Annotated in this window: 16 protein-coding genes; 10 read left to right on the forward strand and 6 right to left on the reverse strand. The window is 49.3% G+C overall.

The features are described 5' to 3' along the window. Nucleotides 1–247: 247 nt before the first annotated feature. The gene (gene nagE / locus ACETK5_RS07495; protein ID WP_326113054.1) at nt 248–1,723 is read left to right on the forward strand and encodes an N-acetylglucosamine-specific PTS transporter subunit IIBC; all 1,476 of its coding nucleotides are present in this window, start codon (nt 248–250) and stop codon (nt 1,721–1,723) included. Between the two features lie 90 nt (nt 1,724–1,813). Here nagE and ACETK5_RS07500 read toward each other — a convergent pair whose 3' ends face one another. The 3 genes from ACETK5_RS07500 to ACETK5_RS07510 are packed head-to-tail and all read right to left on the reverse strand — an operon-like array spanning nt 1,814 to nt 5,477. After that, nucleotides 1,814–2,953: a Ger(x)C family spore germination protein gene (locus ACETK5_RS07500; protein WP_394054880.1), complete on the reverse strand. Its 1,140-nt coding sequence runs from the start codon at nt 2,951–2,953 to the stop codon at nt 1,814–1,816. Beyond that, the gene (locus ACETK5_RS07505) at nt 2,950–4,362 is read right to left on the reverse strand and encodes a spore germination protein (protein WP_326113056.1); all 1,413 of its coding nucleotides are present in this window, start codon (nt 4,360–4,362) and stop codon (nt 2,950–2,952) included. The genes ACETK5_RS07500 and ACETK5_RS07505 overlap by 4 nt, the downstream gene beginning before the upstream one ends. Next, the gene (locus ACETK5_RS07510) at nt 4,359–5,477 is read right to left on the reverse strand and encodes a GerAB/ArcD/ProY family transporter (RefSeq protein WP_394054882.1); all 1,119 of its coding nucleotides are present in this window, start codon (nt 5,475–5,477) and stop codon (nt 4,359–4,361) included. Before ACETK5_RS07510 ends, ACETK5_RS07505 begins: the two co-directional genes overlap by 4 nt. A 223-nt stretch (nt 5,478–5,700) precedes the next feature. On the opposite strand from ACETK5_RS07510, the gene ACETK5_RS07515 reads away from it, so the two are divergent. Next, nucleotides 5,701–7,077 (forward strand): amino acid permease, encoded by a 1,377-nt coding sequence (locus tag ACETK5_RS07515; protein WP_326113059.1) that lies wholly within the window; start codon nt 5,701–5,703, stop codon nt 7,075–7,077. On the opposite strand, the gene ACETK5_RS07520 is transcribed toward ACETK5_RS07515, so the two are convergent. Beyond that, nucleotides 7,074–7,709, reverse strand: coding sequence for a LysE family transporter (locus ACETK5_RS07520; protein WP_100537954.1), 636 nt, complete (start codon nt 7,707–7,709; stop codon nt 7,074–7,076). The genes ACETK5_RS07515 and ACETK5_RS07520 overlap by 4 nt on opposite strands. Nucleotides 7,710–7,953: 244 nt before the next feature. Between ACETK5_RS07520 and ACETK5_RS07525 the strand changes: the two genes are divergently transcribed. From ACETK5_RS07525 to odhB, 4 genes are all read left to right on the forward strand, one after another. After that, nucleotides 7,954–8,463 carry a metallophosphoesterase family protein gene (locus ACETK5_RS07525; RefSeq protein ID WP_326120194.1) on the forward strand — a complete coding sequence of 170 codons (510 nt, stop codon included), beginning with the start codon at nt 7,954–7,956 and terminating at the stop codon, nt 8,461–8,463. A 116-nt stretch (nt 8,464–8,579) separates the two neighbouring features. Then, nucleotides 8,580–9,482 carry a DUF72 domain-containing protein gene (locus ACETK5_RS07530; RefSeq protein ID WP_394054885.1) on the forward strand — a complete coding sequence of 301 codons (903 nt, stop codon included), beginning with the start codon at nt 8,580–8,582 and terminating at the stop codon, nt 9,480–9,482. A gap of 229 nt (nt 9,483–9,711) precedes the next feature. Next, nucleotides 9,712–12,588, forward strand: coding sequence for a 2-oxoglutarate dehydrogenase E1 component (locus tag ACETK5_RS07535; protein WP_394054887.1), 2,877 nt, complete (start codon nt 9,712–9,714; stop codon nt 12,586–12,588). Nucleotides 12,589–12,593: 5 nt separating this feature from the next. Beyond that, nucleotides 12,594–13,868, forward strand: coding sequence for a 2-oxoglutarate dehydrogenase complex dihydrolipoyllysine-residue succinyltransferase (gene odhB / locus ACETK5_RS07540; RefSeq protein WP_100537950.1), 1,275 nt, complete (start codon nt 12,594–12,596; stop codon nt 13,866–13,868). A 75-nt stretch (nt 13,869–13,943) separates the two neighbouring features. Here the strand turns inward: odhB and ACETK5_RS07545 are convergent, their stop codons facing one another. After that, nucleotides 13,944–14,111 carry a hypothetical protein gene (locus ACETK5_RS07545; RefSeq protein WP_165789659.1) on the reverse strand — a complete coding sequence of 56 codons (168 nt, stop codon included), beginning with the start codon at nt 14,109–14,111 and terminating at the stop codon, nt 13,944–13,946. Between the two features lie 173 nt (nt 14,112–14,284). Between ACETK5_RS07545 and ACETK5_RS07550 the strand changes: the two genes are divergently transcribed. From ACETK5_RS07550 to ACETK5_RS07560, 3 genes are all read left to right on the forward strand, one after another. Beyond that, nucleotides 14,285–15,367 carry a lactonase family protein gene (locus tag ACETK5_RS07550; protein WP_394054890.1) on the forward strand — a complete coding sequence of 361 codons (1,083 nt, stop codon included), beginning with the start codon at nt 14,285–14,287 and terminating at the stop codon, nt 15,365–15,367. 235 nt (nt 15,368–15,602) lie between these two features. Continuing rightward, nucleotides 15,603–16,394, forward strand: a complete 792-nt coding sequence (locus ACETK5_RS07555; RefSeq protein ID WP_326094713.1) for an SDR family oxidoreductase — start codon at nt 15,603–15,605, stop codon at nt 16,392–16,394. 91 nt (nt 16,395–16,485) lie between these two features. Further along, complete coding sequence (locus ACETK5_RS07560; RefSeq protein ID WP_015736210.1) at nt 16,486–16,734, forward strand: YuzB family protein; 249 nt, start codon at nt 16,486–16,488, stop codon at nt 16,732–16,734. A gap of 101 nt (nt 16,735–16,835) precedes the next feature. On the opposite strand, the gene trhO is transcribed toward ACETK5_RS07560, so the two are convergent. Continuing rightward, nucleotides 16,836–17,741 (reverse strand): oxygen-dependent tRNA uridine(34) hydroxylase TrhO, encoded by a 906-nt coding sequence (gene trhO / locus ACETK5_RS07565; RefSeq protein WP_100537947.1) that lies wholly within the window; start codon nt 17,739–17,741, stop codon nt 16,836–16,838. 201 nt (nt 17,742–17,942) lie between these two features. Between trhO and ACETK5_RS07570 the strand changes: the two genes are divergently transcribed. After that, the gene (locus ACETK5_RS07570; RefSeq protein WP_076322084.1) at nt 17,943–18,581 is read left to right on the forward strand and encodes an SGNH/GDSL hydrolase family protein; all 639 of its coding nucleotides are present in this window, start codon (nt 17,943–17,945) and stop codon (nt 18,579–18,581) included. The last annotated feature ends 188 nt before the right edge of the window (nt 18,582–18,769 follow it).

The raw sequence follows: 18,769 nt of genomic DNA on the forward strand, positions 1-18,769 counted from the left end.
GGCATGAGCCAAGAAGAAACGGACTATAACTTTTATAGTCACCGTGCTTCTTGGCTTTTTTTGTTGGTATAGAATCATTCATGGCATCCATGCCGCCTTAAAATGGTGAATACATGTACTACCAAGGAGGAGGATTTTCTGAGTCTTTTTGTTCCTTGATGGAAGGGAATAAATGGTTATTCATTCGACGCATTATGTAAACGGTTTCAGTAAAAGCTAAATTATTGAAGTTGAAAGGATGATTGACATGCTGGCTAAATTGCAAAAGCTGGGTAAGTCCCTTATGCTGCCGGTGGCCACCTTGCCTGCGGCGGGAATCTTGCAGGGGCTTGGATTGATCGACTATCAAAAGGATATACCTTTGGGAGCTCTCGGAGCTTTTCTGAATCAATATGTAACTCCGTTCATGACTTCCGGCGCCCTTGCCATTCTGGATAATTTGCCGATTATCTTTGCGATCGGCGTCGCGATCGGATTCGCCGGGGACGCCGTTGCGGGTCTATCCGCCCTTATTGGGTACATGGTGCTTACAAGAGTTCTGGAGCAAGTGCCGCTGCAAATGCCGTTTATACCGGATGATGTGAAGCTGAATATGGGCGTTCTTGGCGGGTTCTTTGTCGGTCTGTGGTCCGCCTACCTGTATAACAAATTCCACAACATTAAAATGCCGGATTGGTTGGGCTTCTTCGCGGGTAAACGCTTCGTTCCAATTATCACAGCAGCCTCCACGATGGTGCTCGCGGTGCTGATCGGCATGATTTGGAGCCCAGTCCAGGACGGCATTTCCGCCTTCGGCAACTGGGTTGTCGGCCTTGGAGGCATCGGATCGTTCATTTTCGGTACGGCCAACCGCTTGCTGATCCCTCTGGGTCTGCATCACGTATTAAACTCCATCGCATGGTTCCAGATCGGCGATTACACGAATGCCGCTGGCGAAGTCGTTCACGGCGACCTGTGGCGTTTCTTTGCGGGAGACCCGACGGCTGGTATGTTCATGTCCGGTTTCTTCCCGATCATGATGTTTGCGATGCCGGCTGCGGCGCTGGCGTTTATGCATACCGCCAAGCCGTCCAAACGCAAGCTTGTCGGCTCCATCTTTATCGGTTCGGCAGTGGCATCGTTCCTGACGGGGATCACGGAACCACTTGAATTCGCGTTCATGTTCATTGCTCCGGTATTGTATGTGGTGCATGCGATTTTGACAGGCCTTTCCGGATTGATCATGTATGTCCTTGATGTGCATTTGGGCTTCTCGTTCTCGGCAGGCCTGATCGACTACCTGGTGAATCTGAAGCTGTCTACCAATGCTTGGCTGCTCTTGCCGGTAGGCTTGGCTTTCGGTGTCGTTTACTATCTGCTGTTCAGAATCCTGATCGTCAAGCTGAACTTGAAAACGCCTGGACGCGAGGATGACGACGACTTGGATCCGGTTTCTGACGATGCTGATACAGCAGCGCCGTCCCCATCTGGCGCAGTATCCAATGAGTCCAAGGCGGCCAAGGTTCTGCAAAACATCGGCGGTGCGGATAATATTACCAGCATCGATGCTTGTATCACACGCCTGCGCCTCGTGGTTAAGGATGAGAAGGCTGTTAAGGATTCGGAGTTAAAGAAATTAGGCGCATCCGGTGTCATGCGTCTGGGTCAAGGCGCGGTTCAGGTCGTATTCGGACCGCAGGCGGAATCCATTAAGGACGACATCAAGGAAATTATGAAGAAATAAACGAACAACAAAAAGAAGCAGGACGATAAAGGTCTGCTTCTTTTTGTTGTTATCGCATTTCGGGGAACAGCAGCTAGTCCAGGAAGCCCCTTATCGGTTCAGGCTTTTGCGTTGTCCCCAGTATCGGATATTGACATCGATGTCAAACTCGAGCGACGTTTCGTCGTAGATATCCTTTTTCTCTTTCTCTAATTTCTTCCAGAGCTTCGGATCGATCCGGTACAATTGGAGACATAGCTCGTAGGGATCCGCGTGGATCAATGCTGCTTTATGGAAGGTATTATACAATTCTTTTCGCAGGGTATCTTCCGTTAGGCGCTTCATCTCCTTAATTCCCACCTTTTTGTACATATTCTGTACCGTCCCGATGATATTCAGCTTGATCCGATACGACGCATCATTTGGTTTACGAATAACTTCAATCGAGGATTGGGGCTTCTCCAGCCGTATGCTCCCGACGGCTTCGTCGTTGCCCTGAACAATGATGGCAGCGTGGGATTGAGGCGATGCTAACCAGCGGATGCCCAGCAGATCGGATCGTTTGAGCCAACCCATCAATTCCTTGTTCTTGATCAGAAAGCCGCCGTTCACTTCTAAAATCGGATGCTGCTTCAAATTTTCCGACCAATTTTGAGCTGAAATATGAAGGGAGGGCAATACGACGGTAGCGGCTTTTTCCCGGTAGAGACGAATAAAGTTCACGAATTGAATCGGACGTATAAACGAGAACTGGATATAGCTTTCTCTGGGTTCATGAAGCAGCGAATGCAGGGGTGAGAGCTGGAAGAACGGCGACACCGTAAAGAGATCCTCCATTTTATCCTGGGTGCCATAAATCCATTTCGTGTAACGGATTTCCTGCGAACGGTTGGTCAAATCGAACACTTGGGACAACTGCTTAGGTTTTAATACCGATTCCGAAAGGACCAAGGCCGTGACATGGCCCCAAGAGATCCGCTGCTGACTCGATGTATATAAATCGATCAGGGCTTCAGTCAAAGTGGTGCCGGTTCCTCGGCCGACCCAAATCGGCGCTTTCTCCGTTGGCTTGCTGCTTTCTTGTTTGGCAATCGTTGCGAAGTCCAGCATCTGCACATAGATAATATACTTGTCGTCCTTATAATCGACGCCCATAGCCGTAATATAGTTGATATCCTGAACTTCTTTGTTGTCCCAGCAGCCTGAGAGCAGCAAAGATACTATACATACGAGAATCCATGCCCGTTTCATAGCGCGCCGCCTTTTTTTCGTTTCCCCGGGACTCGCATGAGATTGCCCAAGATTTTGGATTTAGAGAAGGGGGAGAAGGGGGCAAGGTATGGCTGTCCGAAAGGGTTATGGTGGGCTGCATACTGAACGATGATGAAGACCGATATGAAGAAGCCGAATAACCCGAACAGGGAGGACAGGGTAAGGACAAAAAAGCGAAGAATCGTCTGAGAGATAACAAAATCCTGATTGGAGTGAGTGGAGCCCGCAACAAAGGCAAGCGCAGCGACTACCGTCATCGTCGGCGAGAAAAAGCCGCCCCGAATCGCAGCGTCACCGATGATGATACCCGAAACAACCGTAATGGTGGATGCAATGGGTGAGGGCATTTGCATGCCAGCTTCCCGCAGCAAGGTGAGCAGGAACAGAATGACCAGCATTTCGATTCCGGTCGGTATGGGCATTCCTAGCCGGGTGTTGGCAATGGTTGCGAGCAAGGGAAAAGGAATTTGATCCTGATGAAACGACATCAAAGTAATATAAAATCCTGGGAGCAGAACGGAGATCAAGAATCCAACCAGCCTTAAAATTCTCCAAGGCATGACGAAATAAAACGGCATTTGGGGATCTTCCGCGGCAAACACCAGCTGCATGAAGCTGGCAGGCGCAATCAATATCACGGGACTTCCCTGCATAATAATGATTAAACGTCCGCGCGTTAAAGAATCGTATGCTAAATCCGTTCTGCCCGTATAATCGAACATCGGGAGGACCGTGAAGCGATAAGGCGATAAATGTTCTGCAAGCTCGCCGATGCCCACGGGAGGGTCCCCAGTGAAATGATTTAGTTTATCCACGACCTCCTTGACGGTCTCCGGTATCACCTTGTCCTTTAAATACATGATGCCGACGGAGGTTTTGCTCTTGTCGCCCAGCTTAAAGGAGGAGTAGACAAGCTCGGGAGATTTCAACCGTTTCCGAATAAGCGATACATTGATATCCAATTCCTCGACAAATCCGTCGCGAGGTCCTTTGACAGAGGTTACGGAGGCACTCTCTTCCGGTGCACGTGTAATACTTTTACTAGCACTGTAAGAATACAGCTTGTTCTCCTTAGGAAAATACAACGCAACATAGCCAGAGTAAACAATATCATCGACCGATTCCATGTTGGACTCCGAAGAGTCCAGGGTAAGATGATAATCCAGAAGATTTGGATCGAACGGCTGCTTTTGGGGAACGGATAAATTCCATTCTTTGCTGATAACAGGTAGCAGAATCTTGGACATCATCTGCGGATCGCACATCATCGGATTGTAAACCATGATCGCCCATGGCAGCGTATCGCCTTCCGCACCCGGATAAGACGTGATATAGATGTCATCGGAATCGGCATAACGCTCTCGGAGTTGTTGTTCTGTTATGGTCATTGTTGAGATTCTCCTTTCGCTGAAGTCTGTTGTTGTTGTTGTTGTTGTTGTTGTTGTGGCTTGCGGATCAAGAAGAACAAGAGCAGACTTAAGACGGTGATATAGACAGCGGATGCGGGCAAGAAGTAGTCGGCCATGGCATAGTACATTTTCAAATTGCTGATCGGTGAGGCACACAGAATGATCAGCAGCGTGGAGACGGCTAATACGCCAACACTTTGCTTGGACTTGGGAAGAACGGTTTCGCAGAGCAAAAAAATCGAAATCGAAATCGAGATATAAGCTCCGCTAAGCCATTGGAAAATCGATAAAAAATCGACATGCTCCACGAATTTTCCTAACTTTACGAGACGCCACTGTTCATAAGCAGGATAACGCTGAAGCTTCATTTCTTCGGGTCCAAATTCGGCAATGCCGCCGATCGTGGGTCCAAACGTGAGGAATACGAGAACAAGATGGATGAGCAGGATGGTAAGGAAACCGGGCTTTTTCTGCAGGTGAGGCCGCAGAAACAAGATCAAGATAAATTGGGACAGCCCCCCCAACATGGTCGGGATTCCGCTCAGCACCGGCATAAAGCCGCCCTCAAGTACAGGGAGCAAGTAACTGTAATTTTTCACTTTCAGGTTGGACAAGGATACGAATATGCCTAGCATTACAACGAAAGGAAGCAAGATTCCGGCTGAAACGCCGATGGTCTTTATGCCGTGATTTACGCTGACAAGACATAACACCACGAGTAACAACGCGGTAGCAATAACGGGAGTTTGGATCATATAGGTCGACTTTGTCCAATCGATAACTTCCTTTAAGGTATAAAAGGCAAAGGTGAAAAAATACAAACCGGACATACTCATCGCCAGTATTCGAGCGCCTCTGCCGCTGCTTTCGTCCAACGCTTGCGTGATAGAACGATTGCCGACCTTTTGAATGATCCGGTAAATAAGCAGAATCCAGGGCATGAATAATACGGCCGACACGATAATGGTGATCCAGGCATCCCGTCCGGATTTCTCCAGAAGCACAGGTATGATCATGACATGATTGGTCAAGCCGGCCGTAAGCATCATAATCATAAACGCCTGATTTGTTGGAATACCGCGAGCTCCTGACATCTGTGATCCCCCAATTCAGCTTTCTTTCGTTTAGGTTTCTCGGGGAACAACCAAAATATGCGAGAGCACCCAGCCACAGGCTGGATATGAGCTTAATTCCATGGCTTCTCTTTGCCATAAGGCATTTTTAGGTTGGGATCCGCGGTACATAAATCACGAAGGTTCCCTTCATAATAAGGAAAGTTTTGAACGAACCCATAACAATAATCTGGAGGACTGAACCGTGAACAAAGGGGCGAAGACGGAGGCAGGGAACTTGAGATGGTGGCAGCTATCGCTGCTGGGGGTTGCATCAACGATCGGCACAGGCTATTTTCTTGGATCCGCATTAGGTATCCGGCTTGGAGGACCGGCTTTTCTTCTTTCGATTATATTGGCTGCGACAGCCACCTTCTTTGTGTTTGATGTGCTGTCACGAATGACGGCCGACGATCCGCAGAAGGGCTCGTTCCGAACCTATGCCAAAAAAGCCTATGGCCGATGGGCAGGCTTCTCTACAGGGTGGATGTACTGGTGTTCCGAAGTTTTGATTATGGGGAGCCAGATGACGGCGCTTGCGATATTCTCGCGTTTTTGGTTTCCAGGCGTTCCGATGTGGATATTTGCGTCAGGTTTCGCCATATTGGGACTGTTTGTCATATGGATCGGGAACAAAGGCTTCGACCGGCTGGAGAATGTATTGGCCGTGATTAAAGTCGCCGCGATTGTCATGTTTCTCGTTATTGCTGCTGCCGCTTTGATGGGGTGGTTAAAAGGAGGGACGAAGCCGCACGTTCCAGGCAGTTTCAATGCCTTTTTTCCGGCTGGTGGCATGGGCATGTGGTCGTCTCTAATTTTTGCATTTTATGCCTTTGGCGGAATTGAAGTCATGGGGGTCATGGCGATTCGCTTGAAGAATCCGAAGGAAGCGCCCAAAGCGGGTAGAGTGATGATTCTGCTGCTATCCATCGTTTACGTACTTTCGATTGGCATGGCGGTGATTATGGTGGCTTGGAACCAATTCTCCACGACGAAAAGTCCCTTTGTTGTGGCGCTAAGCTCCTATCAGCTTCCTTTTATCCCGCATATATTTAATGCTGTATTGATTATAGCCGGTTTCTCAACCATGGTGGCTTCGCTGTATGCTGTGACCACGATGCTCGTTACGTTATCTGAAGATAAGGACGCTCCCAAGCTTTTTTCCAGGAAAAAATTTAAGCGGGATACGCCCATATATGCACTATCCCTTACAGCTATCGGGTTGATTGTATCCATTGTGTTGTCTCTGCTCATGCCAGGCAAGATTTATGAGTATCTGACCACGGGTGCAGGACTAATGCTGCTGTATAACTGGTTCTTCATCCTCATATCGGCAGGCCGACTCATAGAGCTTACGGTTTGGGGCAAGATCAAAAGATACATCGGGATGCTTTTAATCGCAGGAGCGGTCAGTGGAACCGCACTGCACCCCACAAGCCGCCCGGGGCTCTGGATCAGTCTGGGGTTTATCCTCGTAATCGGTCTGGTTGTCCTATGCATGCGCGCCGTGTGGAAGAAATCCGGCCAAGGCCACGTCAGGGAGGCGGACAAGCCCAAGTTTCGTCCCAAGCCAGCCCGTTAGAATATGAGCGGGTATAGCAGGGCGAGAGCGCGAATTCCAAAATAGACGCCAAAGATGATCAACGAGATTCCGGAAAGAATGGAGACCAGGGAGAGCGCTCTATTGCTTAAATATCGGCGGAATACACTGCCGAGCGCAGCCATGAACAAATCCCATATCACTACTCCGGCGATGACGGCCACGCTGTAGAGAAACAGATTGGCGGATCCGTCGTCCGCTGCGGTTTTAACGAGAATTGAGCCGTAGATGCCCAGCCAGAACAGGATCGTCATCGGATTGGACACGGACATGAGAAACCCGGAGAGCATGCTTTTCCACAACGAATCTTCATTGCTGTCTTGACTGATCGTCACTTTATTGGCATTCAGGATGCTTTCCAGCCCGGAATAGATAAGAACAAAGGCGCCGAACAGCCACAGGAAGGTCTGCATGAACGGTGTATTCAGAAAGTGAACAACGCCCAGGTAGACCAGGATCATATAAAGGATGTCCGCCAGGACCGCACCGATTCCGAACAGCCATGCATGCCAAAAACCTTTTTTGATCCCCTTGTCGAGCTGCGCTGCATTGACCGGGCCTACGGGTGCTGATAGAGAAAGTCCCAGAATCATGTAGCTTATAAAAATACTCATTGACTTCCACCTCTCGTCATGATCATAGATAAGAAAGCTTGTACCTTCATGCTCGTACATTGTATTCAGCACCAGGACAAACTAAAACTTATGATTGGAAATTTTTTCTGTCTACAACAGACCAATAAAACCGCGCAGTTCACCTGCGCGGTTTTATTTGAATTCGTTTATTTGGTAGGATATAGATTAGTGTCAGAAAGCAGATATCCCAGCATTTCAAATCATGAAGAAGGGGTCAATCAAGATGAGTCATCCATTTCGGATTACGGTATTGTCAGACACCCATATGCCAAGAAAAGCGAAAGAGCTCCCAGCCTCGCTGCTTGAAGATGTAAGACATTCGGATCTTATTCTTCATGCAGGAGACTGGTCCAATTGGGAGCTCTATGAACAGCTTAGTCAATACGCTCCGGTGGAAGGAGTAGCCGGAAACGTTGACGACGAGCGGATCATAGAACGGTTAGGTTACAAGAAGCTGGTCGAAATCGAAGGCAAACGCATCGGTATTGTGCATGGGCACGGACAAGGAGGAACAACCCCCTCCCGCGCAAGGAAAGCTTTTGCGGACACGGAGGTGGACTGTATCTTGTTCGGTCACTCCCATATCCCGTTTAAAGAACATGTACAAGGGGTGCTGCTCTTCAATCCCGGTTCCGCCACGGATAAAAGGCGCCAGCCCAGGTACTCCTATGGAAGGATTCTCATCCTAAACGGAGCGTTGGAGGCGCATCATATTTTTTACGATCAGAAGTAACGTTTATGAAGGCGTTGGTAAAATCAGTAAGGGGTTGCCTGCTTTTGAAAGATCCCGTATGAGGTTAATTAATAGAAGTCCCCGATATGGTAAATCATGTGGATGAGAGGATTGTTATGTTAAAGGAAGAAAAGCATGAGCATGTGATTCAGGTGGGGCTGTCCGGATGGGGAGATCATGACAAGCTGTATGATGAAGGGGCGAGGCCTTCGGACAGGCTGGAAATGTACAGCCGACATTTTCCCATCGTGGAGATGGACAACTCGTTCTATGCCATACCTTCACCGGAACAAATGAATAAGTGGGCAGCTGCCGTCCCAAACCACTTTGGTTTTATTGTTAAAGCTTATCAAGGCATGACAGGTCATGCACGCGGCCAGGGCAAGGACAGATACCCGAGCGTCAAAACCATGTTTGATCATTTGCTCACGTCAGTCGAGGAATTGCGGGCTGCGGGCAAATTAAGAACCGTTCTTTTTCAATATCCGCCATGGTTCGGTTGCGAACGCAAACATGTGGACATTCTGAAGCGTACGCGGGAGTGGATGAAGGATGTTCCGATAGCGCTGGAATTTCGGCATCAGAGCTGGTATGCGCCGGAGTTTCGGGAGAAGACGCTTGAGTTTATGCGAAGCGAGGGCTGGATCCACAGCATTGCCGACGAGCCGCAGGCAGGCATTGGATCCGTACCGGTCGTGCTTGAGACATCGGGTACAGAGGCTGTGATGATCCGGATGCATGGACGTAACGCCGAAGGGTGGCACTCCAGTGGTCAGCCCAACTGGCGCGAGGTGCGATATTTATATCGTTACAGCTTAGAGGAATTGGAGCAGTGGAAGGAATGGATAGAGCAATTGCTTGAGAAGTCGAAGCAGTGCTGGATTATATTCAACAACAATTCGGGGGGCGATGCTTCCGACAACGCCAAACAGCTTCTCCAGCTGCTGGGGATGGATACCGGACCCGAACCGCTGCGGCAGATGGACTGGCTGGAAGTGGATATTTTTTCAGATAAATGACTTTAATTGGAATCCTGTACAGGGAAATGGGAGGGTCACGGACAAATCGTCAAAAAATTGACGCAAATTCATCTGTTTCTGAGATCATTATTATATATAAAGGGTATTTTCGGTATTGAGGCCAAATGTATTATAATGTAATCGTAAGAAAACGTTTATTTAATGTAAAATGTAAAATTAGAAATTCCGTCCTTGAGCAATCAAAATAATCTGACGGAGGGAGTCAGCGATGAAGACCCTTGACAGAATGACAGAGGGACCTTGGCAGAAATATCACGGTCCGAACTTGGGGTACATTCAAGATCAGTATGAGAAGTTTTTGCAAGACCCGCAATCTGTGGAGCCAGGATACCGTGAGCTGTTCGCCAGCTGGGGACCGCCTCCATCTTTGGAAAACAATGAAAAGAAAGCGGATTCGCAGGGACAAGGTGTTAGCTACGACCCGCAATTACTGAAAAAAGGGGTAGCTGCCGGCAAACTGGTATGGAACATTAGAACCTACGGTCATCTGGCCGCCGACATTGATCCGATTGGAATTGGAAACGAAGCTGACACGCGTCTGCTTCAACCAGAAAGCTACCAACTCAGCCAAGCGGATTTGGCAGCCCTGCCTGCAGAGATCGTCTGGGAGGAGGCTCCTAGCGATATCAAGAATGGCTTAGAGGCAATCCAGCGGCTGTTACAACTATATACAGGCTCCATTGCCTATGAATTTAGCCACGTTCACGATGAAGAAGAACGCAAATGGCTCAACCAGCAGGCCGAATCGGGACGTTATTTGTCCGGCATGAGCGTAGACGAGCGCAAAGGGCTTTTGAAGAAGCTGCTTGAGGCCGAGCAATTCGAGGAATTCCTGCACCGTACGTTCGTAGGTGCGAAACGCTTCTCGGTTGAGGGCAACGAAGCACTCGTTCCGCTGCTTGACGAGATCGTTCGTCAAATGGCCGAAGTGGATGTTAACTCCATCCTCGTGGGGATGGCGCACCGCGGTCGTTTGAACGTCCTGGCTCATGTGCTGGGCAAGGATTACAGCAAGATTTTCTCGGAGTTCATGCACTCTCCGAATAAACATCTCGTTCCATCCGAAGGCTCCATGGGCATTAACTACGGCTGGACAGGTGACGTGAAGTATCACTTGGGTGCGGACCGTTATCTGAAGAAGGATGAAGCACGGCAGGTTCGCATTACCCTCGCGAACAATCCGAGTCACCTGGAATATGTCAATCCGGTGGTAGAGGGCTTTGCTCGTGCTGCTCAGGAGGATCGCAGTGAAGCGGGATATCCGAAGCAGGATGTAAACAAAGCGCTTAGCATTCAGATTCATGGTGATTCCGCGTTCCCTGGCGAAGGGGTCGTGCCGGAAACCTTGAACTTTAATAAACTGCCGGCGTTCCGTACGGGCGGATCGATTCACATTATCGTGAATAACCGTATCGGATTCACGACGGAAGGCAGAGATTCCAGATCGACTCATTATGCGAGTGATTTGGCGAAAGGATATGAGATTCCGATTATCCACGTGAACGCGGATGATCCGGAAGCATGTATCGCGGTTGCTCGTCTTGCGAGCGATTATCGCAACAAGTTCAAGAAGAGCATTCTGATCGATCTTGTGGGCTACCGGAAATATGGCCACAACGAAACCGATGATCCGGAAACAACCCAGCCGCTGATCTATCAGAAGGTGAAGAATCATCCAACCGTCAGCACGATTTATATGAAGAAGCTGGTGGATGGAAACATTCTGACACAAGAACAAGTGGATGGTCTGAAGAATAGCGTCCTGGAGGTCCTGAAGAATTCTTACGAGAGCGTGAAGTTGAAGGATCCTGTTGATCAGATCCTGCTTGGATTGAACGCTACGGACGGTAAATCCAAGACCGAAGCAGCTACGAATGTATCTGCAGAAGTGCTGCGCGGGATTAATCGCGAGCTCCTGCAGTGGCCGGAAGGCTTTACGGTATATCCGAAGCTTCAACGTATCCTCGAGCGCCGCAGCAACTCGCTCGACGAAGGCGAGAAGGTGGACTGGGGCCATGCCGAAACGCTGGCATTCGCTACGATTCTTGCAGACGGCAAGCCGATCCGGATTACGGGACAGGATGCTGAACGTGCAACATTTGCCCATCGTAACCTCGTGCTTCATGATGCGGTTAATGGGGAGACCTTCTGCCCGCTGCACCGGTTGCCGCAAGCCAAGGCTTCGTTCGCGATCCATAACAGCCCGTTAACCGAAGCAGCCGTTGTTGGATTTGAATATGGCTACAATGTGTACTCTCCTGAGACCTTGGTTATCTGGGAAGCGCAGTATGGCGATTTCGTTAACTGTGCCCAGGTCATCATTGACCAGTTCATCACAGCCGGCCGCTCGAAATGGAGACAGAAGTCCAGCTTGGTGATGCTGCTTCCTCACGGGTATGAAGGGAATGGTCCTGAGCACTCCAGTGCAAGATTGGAACGCTTCCTCCAGCTGAGTGGAGAAGACAACTGGACGGTTGCGAATCTGACTTCCGCTGCCCAGTATTTCCATCTGCTGCGCAAACAGGCTTCATTGACCGAAACGGAAGATGCCAGACCGCTGGTGATCATGGCTCCGAAGAGCTTGATCCGTAATCCACGCGTGGCATCGCCTGTGAACGCGTTCAGTGAGGGCGGTTTCCAGAAAGTGATGGAACAGCCGGGTCTTGGCCAATCACCGAAGAAGGTGGAACGCCTGGTGCTATGCTCGGGGAAAGTTGCGATCGATTTGGAGGACGCACTGGATAAACAGAAGGATCAGGATCAGTCCTGGATTCATATTCTTCGTGTGGAACAGCTGTATCCGTTCCCGATAGAAGAAATTTCCCGTGTATTGCAGAAGTATCCGAACCTGAAAGAGATTCTGTGGGTTCAGGAAGAACCTCAGAACATGGGCAGCTGGAGCTTCATGGAACCAAGAATTCGTGAAATTGCACCTAAAGGCACAGAGGTCCGTTACAGCGGACGTCCTGAGCGTTCGAGCCCTGCTAGCGGCTATCAGGATGTTCATGCTTATGAGCAACAGACCATCATTTCTTTTGCCCTTAATCGTAAAACTATAAATCAAGAGATCTCATTGGGGAGGTAGCGGCTGTGAGCGAAATTACTGTACCAGCTATGGGCGAATCCATCACCGAAGGAACGATATTCAAATGGCACGTTAAAGAAGGGGATAGCGTTAACATCGGTGATGTGCTGCTCGAGTTAGAAACGGATAAGGTTAATCTTGAAATTAGCGCAGAGTCAGAAGGCGTTGTGGAAAAAATCCTTCGTCAAGAAGGGGAGAATGTAACGATCGGTGAAGTGATCGGTCAAATTTCTCCGCAGGAAGGCGTTGCAAGCGCACCGGCACCGAAGGCAGCTGAAGCTCCTGCATCCGCGCAAACGGCGGCTGCTCCGGCACCGGCGGCAGAAGCACCGAAGCCGCAAGCTCCGGTACCGGCTCAGAACGAGGAAGGAGCGGGTCTGACTGCATCGCCATCCGCACGCAAACTGGCTCGTGAACGCGGGATTGATCTGGACCAGGTACAGGGCCGCGACCCGATCGGTCGGATTTACCATGATGATGTGAAGAATCATAATGAAGCCAAGCAGCCTGCAGCACCAAGCAAGCCTGCAGCTTCCACGGCAGCACCGGCAGCACAAGCTCCGGCCGCTGAGTATGGAAAGCCGGTAGAACGCACACGCATGTCCCGCCGTCGTCAAACGATTGCGAATCGTTTGGTCGAAGCGCAGCATACGGCTGCCATGCTGACGACCTTCAATGAAGTGGATATGACAGCAATCCTGGATGTGCGCAAGCGTCGTAAGCAAGCTTTCCAGGAGAAGCATGACGTAGGCCTCGGTTTCATGTCCTTCTTCACCAAAGCGGTTGTAGGTGCGTTGAAGAGGTTCCCGCATCTGAATGCCGAGATCGATGGCGATGATATTGTTGTGAAGAAATTCTATGATATCGGTATTGCGGTATCCGCGAAAGAAGGACTTGTTGTTCCGGTCGTTCGCGATGCTGATCGTCTTGGCTTTGCCGAGATTGAGAAAGAAATCGGCAACCTTGCTGCGAAGGCTCGCAATAATGCGCTGTCCTTGTCTGAGCTGCAAGGCGGTACATTTACGATCACGAATGGCGGTGTCTTCGGTTCGCTGTTGTCTACGCCGATCCTGAATACGCCTCAGGTGGGTATCCTCGGCATGCACAAAATCCAGCTTCGTCCGGTAGCTATTGATGCAGAGCGTATGGAGAATCGTCCTATGATGTATATCGCACTATCCTATGATCATCGGATCGTTGATGGTTCCGAAGCGGTTCGCTTCCTGGTAACGGTTAAAGAGCTCCTTGAAGATCCAGAGTCGCTGCTGTTGGAAGGTTAATCATCCCAGCTTTGCGACATATTCATAATAAGAAGGCCGCATGGACATTGCCATGCGGCCTTCTTATATAAGCGATTATGATTTTGATTTATGGTTATCGTTTGGATCGGGGAGATCCCGAGGGTTCCAATTCTCAGCCTGAGGCTCCACATCCTGATGTTTCTTCACCTTGTCCCTTTGTTCCTGAGAGTCATTCTCCGTGTCCTGCTGATTGCGTACTTCCTCGCTGTTCGGTTGTTTCATGGGAATACCTCCTTCAGTCGATATAATACATACATACCCGGTATGACAAAAGACAAACAGGCAAACGACGTCAAGTCATTTGATTTTCATGGGGGTTGAAGTTAACATGGTAACTGAAAGTACATTACATAAAACATGAAAATTATAGATAAATGAGAGGAGAGATAGGCATTATGGCGAATCCATCACAACGTACGCTGCTGTTTACAGGTGCGTATGCGGAAAACAACCAAAGCGGAGTATGCGTATATGAATTTAACGGGGATAGCGGCGAACTGAAGCTGCTTGATGAGGTATCCGGCATTAAGAATCCGACCTTTCTGAACGTAGACCCGGAAGCCAGACGTTTATATGCCATTGGCGAAATTACAGAGGAAGGCGGAAAGACAGGCGAGGTCATCAGCTTTGAGATTGACCCTATTGCCGGCAAGCTGACTGAACGGAACCGGGTTCGCAGTGTGAGCAGCTCTACTTGCCATATCCAGCGAGATGAAGCGAGCAAGCATCTGATTGTTTCGAGTTATCATGGAGGTTTGGTAGGCCTTCATGCAATCGGTACGGATGGACAAGCCGGTGAACTTCTGGATGAGAAGAAACACGCGGATCTCGTTTCTGTACGGGAAGATCAGCAATCCAGAGCGCATTCGGCGTTTTACAGTCCAGATGGTAGATTCTTGTTCGTACAGGACTTGGGACTGGATAAAATTCTCGCTTACACGGTAAATGAGAATACCCAAGAATTGAGCTTTCATGGCGAAACCCAGCTGGAAGCTGGCGTAGGCCCCCGTCATTTAGCGTTCCATCCAAGCGGTGCATACGCTTATGTCATCAACGAGTTGAATTCCAGTGTCACGGTGCTTCGCTACATCCCGAACGAGGGGCGTTTAGAAATACTGGAAACGATATCGACACTGCCTGCGGATTTTGACGGGGAGAGTTACTGCGCCGAGATTGCCGTGTCTGCGGACGGCAAAACGGTATACGGGTCTAACCGCGGACATGACAGCATTGTTGTATTCTCCGTGCATGAAGATACCGGTCGCTTAAGTCCGGTTCAATATATTTCGACAGAAGGCGGACACCCGCGTCATTTTGCGCTGATGCCTGGGGACAAGTTCATGGTTGTCGCCAATAGGGACGGGAATAATCTTGTATTGTTTGATGTGAATCCGGAAGACGGCAAGCTTGCCTTTACGGGATATACAGTCTCGCAATCCAAACCGGTGTGTGTAAAACCAGCGGTATTCCAGCTATAGGATCGGAAATGCAAGTCATCGATAGCGGATGATTTCAGAAATCGTTCCCACGGACTCTTGGTATGTTTACCATGATGAGTCGGGGAGCGATTTCTTTTTTATGGACTGGAGATTTTGGGCAGAGAGGAGATTAATTACGTATACGCATCATACACAGCTCGAGGCAGCCAAGATTCAGACACGGACTCGTTGGGTTATCTATAATCAGGAAAACTTAAACGAGGAGGTTGTGGCAATGTCAACAAATCAACGTTTGGATGGTAAAGTAGCCATCGTTACCGGTGCTGGTTCCGGAATCGGCCAGGCCGCAGCCCTTCTTTTGGCGGAGCAAGGAGCTAAACTGCTGTTGATCGATATTGATCGTGAACGCGTAGAGAAGGTGAAACAAACGATTGAACAAGGCGGGGGCGAAGCGCTGACCGGCAACTGCGATATTTCCAAGGCGGAATCGCTGAAGGATTGCTTCAGCCAAGCTGCCGAGAAGTGGGGAAAGATGGATATCGTGTTTGCGAATGCAGGGATCAACGGGACCAAGGCTCCAATCGAAATCATGGAGCTTGATGAATGGGATGCTACGATCAATACCAATCTAAGAGGAACGTTTGCCACGGTAAAATACGCCATTCCCTATTTGAAGGAGCATGGAGGCAGCATCATCATTACCAGCTCCATCAACGGTAACCGGGTGTTTACCGGCTTTGGTTTCTCAGCATACAGCACCACGAAGGCCGGACAGGTTGCTTTCATGAAGATGGCGGCTCTGGAGCTCGCACGTTATAAAATTCGGGTAAATGCCATTTGTCCCGGCGCGATTTCAACCAACATTGATGAGAGCACCATCGAGAAGCCAGAGCTCGACGAGGTGACGATCCCGATTGAATATCCGGAAGGTGACCAGCCGTTGGCGGACGGGCCGGGACAGCCATCACAGGTTGCCCAGCTTGTAGCATTTCTGGCCTCCGATGATGCTTCCCATATTACCGGCACTGAAATTTATATCGACGGAGCGGAATCCCTCATTCACTAACCTTCAACAAAGACCGATTTGACAAAACCGGGCGTTTTCCTCATAATGAATGAACGTATTGTCAAATTGAATAGTGGTGATGAAGATGGGGATGGGGATTGTCGTTGTGGAAATATGCGACAGCAACTTGATGAGTGCTTTGGAGCTTGAGCATCTTGAGGAATTGTATCCCGAAATCGCTGTCCTGCGGGCGGATTGCATGAATCTTTGCGGTCTGTGCAAGCTGCGGCCATATGCACTGGTGAATGGTAAACGTGTATTCGCGGCAACGACGGAAGAATGCGTCGAGAAGATCAAAGCTGCTATCGAAGCTGAATTGGCTGTTTTCCATGATATTTAATACGTCTGAATGCAGACGAGATCGTATAGTAAAAGGGCAAGGTGCGAGTGAATCGCACCTTGCCCTTTCGTTTGGGATAACTATTTATGGCTGGGTTTGGCTCAGGAAGCATTGTGGCTTGCAGCAACAATCTCTTCACACTCTGCAGAGCAGCAGCCATGATGAAGCTCCTCGCACTCTTCGCAGCATACATGCTGCAGATGGCAAGCGTCATTATCGCAGTTGATATACCGGTCTTCCGGCTTTCCGCAATGGTGGCATTTACCAACGATGATATCCTCGTCTGTTTGATTGATCGGTACGGCAATACGCTCATCAAATACATAACATTTCCCGTCGAACAGACGGCCTTGTACTTCAGGGTCTTTACCGTAGGTGACAATGCCGCCCTCAAGCTGGGCAACGTCTTTGAAGCCTTCCTTCAGCATGAAACCGGTCAGCTTCTCGCAGCGAATGCCCCCTGTGCAGTAAGTCAGGATGGTTTTATCCTTGTGCTCGCTCAGGTTCTCGCGAATCCACTCCGGAAACTCACGGAAGGATTGAACCTCTGGACGTATCGCATTGCGGAAGTGGCCGATATCGTATTCGTAGTCATTCCGACCGTCGATGACGATCACATCATCACGCTGCAAGTATTCATAGAATTCTTGAGGCGACAAACGGGTTCCGCTGATTTCATTAGGGTCCAGCTCATCCTCCACCCGGAAGGTAACGAGTTCTTCGCGGTGACGGACAAACATCTTCTTGAATGCGTGCCCTTCGGATGGGTCAATCTTAAACACCATGTCCGCAAATAGCGGGTTGGCGTGCATATCCTGCATATATTGCTCAGTTTGTTCAATCGTTCCGGATACCGTACCATTGATGCCTTCGGAGGCAACCAGGATACGTCCTTTGAGCCCAAGATCTTTGCAGTATTGCAGATGCTCGTCTTTGAACGCTTCAGGGTCCGGGATTTGAACAAATTTATAATAGAGAAGGATCTGATAGTTCTGTTGCTCTGACATGATTTAATCACCTGTTCTTTTATATATTCAGCCATACGTGTACCTATAGAATTGTAGTGAATTCACTCCACATAGTCAACTTAAATGTATAGAAAGTTTGCCATGATATGTGAATTTAAGGGGTTTCACGATTGCAGGAAAGCGGTTATGATGAAGGGGTGAGCTTGAGAACACTTTCAATTATTGGAGGCGTTGAACAGCATGGTACATATCGAGCAAAATGCACTCGTATTGTTTCAAGGCGACAGTATTACCGATTGCGGGCGAAATTACGAGGAGTCGGACAGTTTGGGGCATGGATATGCGCTGATGGCTGCTGCCCGGCTTGGTATGGAGCTGCCTTTGAAAAGGCTGCGTTTTGTAAACCGCGGAATCAGCGGTAACCGGGTTGTCGATTTACGGGGGCGCTGGGAGGAAGATTGCATTGACCTGGATCCGACATGGGTATCCATTCTGGTCGGTATTAATGAGACCGGCAGGAAGTATAACCGTGGTGAAGCAACGTCCGTGGAAGCCTACTATGAAGGGTATCGTGAGCTGCTTATCCAAACCCGCGAGTTAACCGGCGCGAATTTTATTCTCATGGAGCCGTTCTTGCTGCCTGTTACGGAAGCGAAGAAGGAATGGCGGGAGGATCTGGATCCCAAAATTCAGGCCGTTCGCGAATTATCGCGAGAATTTGAGACGCTGTACGTTCCGCTCGACGGCATTTTTGCTGCAGCCAGCTCCAAGATAGAGATGAGTTATTGGGCATCTGACGGTGTTCATCCTTCCCCGGCAGGTCATGCGCTCATGGCTGAAGCGTGGCTAGCGACGATGCAGGGCCGGTCCATTTTGTAGACGCTCCGGATTTTTTCTACTATATATATCATATTTCGTTTAGCTGACATCCCCGGAAGCGTGTAACGTCCGGGGATGTTCTTTATGTAAACCATTACATGCTTTATAAAATCTTGATTGACGAAAACAATTGGGTACATATAAAATGTTCATAATAGACCGTTGTTCAATAGGAACGACTTATTTTT

Origin of the sequence: Paenibacillus ilasis, assembly GCF_043195395.1 — a bacterium.
In the GTDB taxonomy this organism is placed as follows: Bacteria; Bacillota; Bacilli; order Paenibacillales; family Paenibacillaceae; genus Paenibacillus_AQ; species Paenibacillus_AQ lautus.

Bases quoted from the DNA above. Each gene is read 5' to 3' on its own strand.
- ACETK5_RS07500 (WP_394054880.1), bottom strand. From the start codon at position 2,953: ATGAAACGGGCATGGATTCTCGTATGTATAGTATCTTTGCTGCTCTCA.
- ACETK5_RS07570 (WP_076322084.1), top strand. From the start codon at position 17,943: ATGGTACATATCGAGCAAAATGCACTCGTATTGTTTCAAGGCGACAGT.
- ACETK5_RS07550 (WP_394054890.1), top strand. From the start codon at position 14,285: ATGGCGAATCCATCACAACGTACGCTGCTGTTTACAGGTGCGTATGCG.
- ACETK5_RS07555 (WP_326094713.1), top strand. From the start codon at position 15,603: ATGTCAACAAATCAACGTTTGGATGGTAAAGTAGCCATCGTTACCGGT.
- ACETK5_RS07545 (WP_165789659.1), bottom strand. From the start codon at position 14,111: ATGAAACAACCGAACAGCGAGGAAGTACGCAATCAGCAGGACACGGAG.
- ACETK5_RS07525 (WP_326120194.1), top strand. From the start codon at position 7,954: ATGAGTCATCCATTTCGGATTACGGTATTGTCAGACACCCATATGCCA.
- trhO (WP_100537947.1), bottom strand. From the start codon at position 17,741: ATGTCAGAGCAACAGAACTATCAGATCCTTCTCTATTATAAATTTGTT.
- ACETK5_RS07560 (WP_015736210.1), top strand. From the start codon at position 16,486: ATGGGGATTGTCGTTGTGGAAATATGCGACAGCAACTTGATGAGTGCT.
- ACETK5_RS07530 (WP_394054885.1), top strand. From the start codon at position 8,580: ATGTTAAAGGAAGAAAAGCATGAGCATGTGATTCAGGTGGGGCTGTCC.
- ACETK5_RS07510 (WP_394054882.1), bottom strand. From the start codon at position 5,477: ATGTCAGGAGCTCGCGGTATTCCAACAAATCAGGCGTTTATGATTATG.
- ACETK5_RS07535 (WP_394054887.1), top strand. From the start codon at position 9,712: ATGAAGACCCTTGACAGAATGACAGAGGGACCTTGGCAGAAATATCAC.
- ACETK5_RS07505 (WP_326113056.1), bottom strand. From the start codon at position 4,362: ATGACCATAACAGAACAACAACTCCGAGAGCGTTATGCCGATTCCGAT.
- ACETK5_RS07520 (WP_100537954.1), bottom strand. From the start codon at position 7,709: ATGAGTATTTTTATAAGCTACATGATTCTGGGACTTTCTCTATCAGCA.
- nagE (WP_326113054.1), top strand. From the start codon at position 248: ATGCTGGCTAAATTGCAAAAGCTGGGTAAGTCCCTTATGCTGCCGGTG.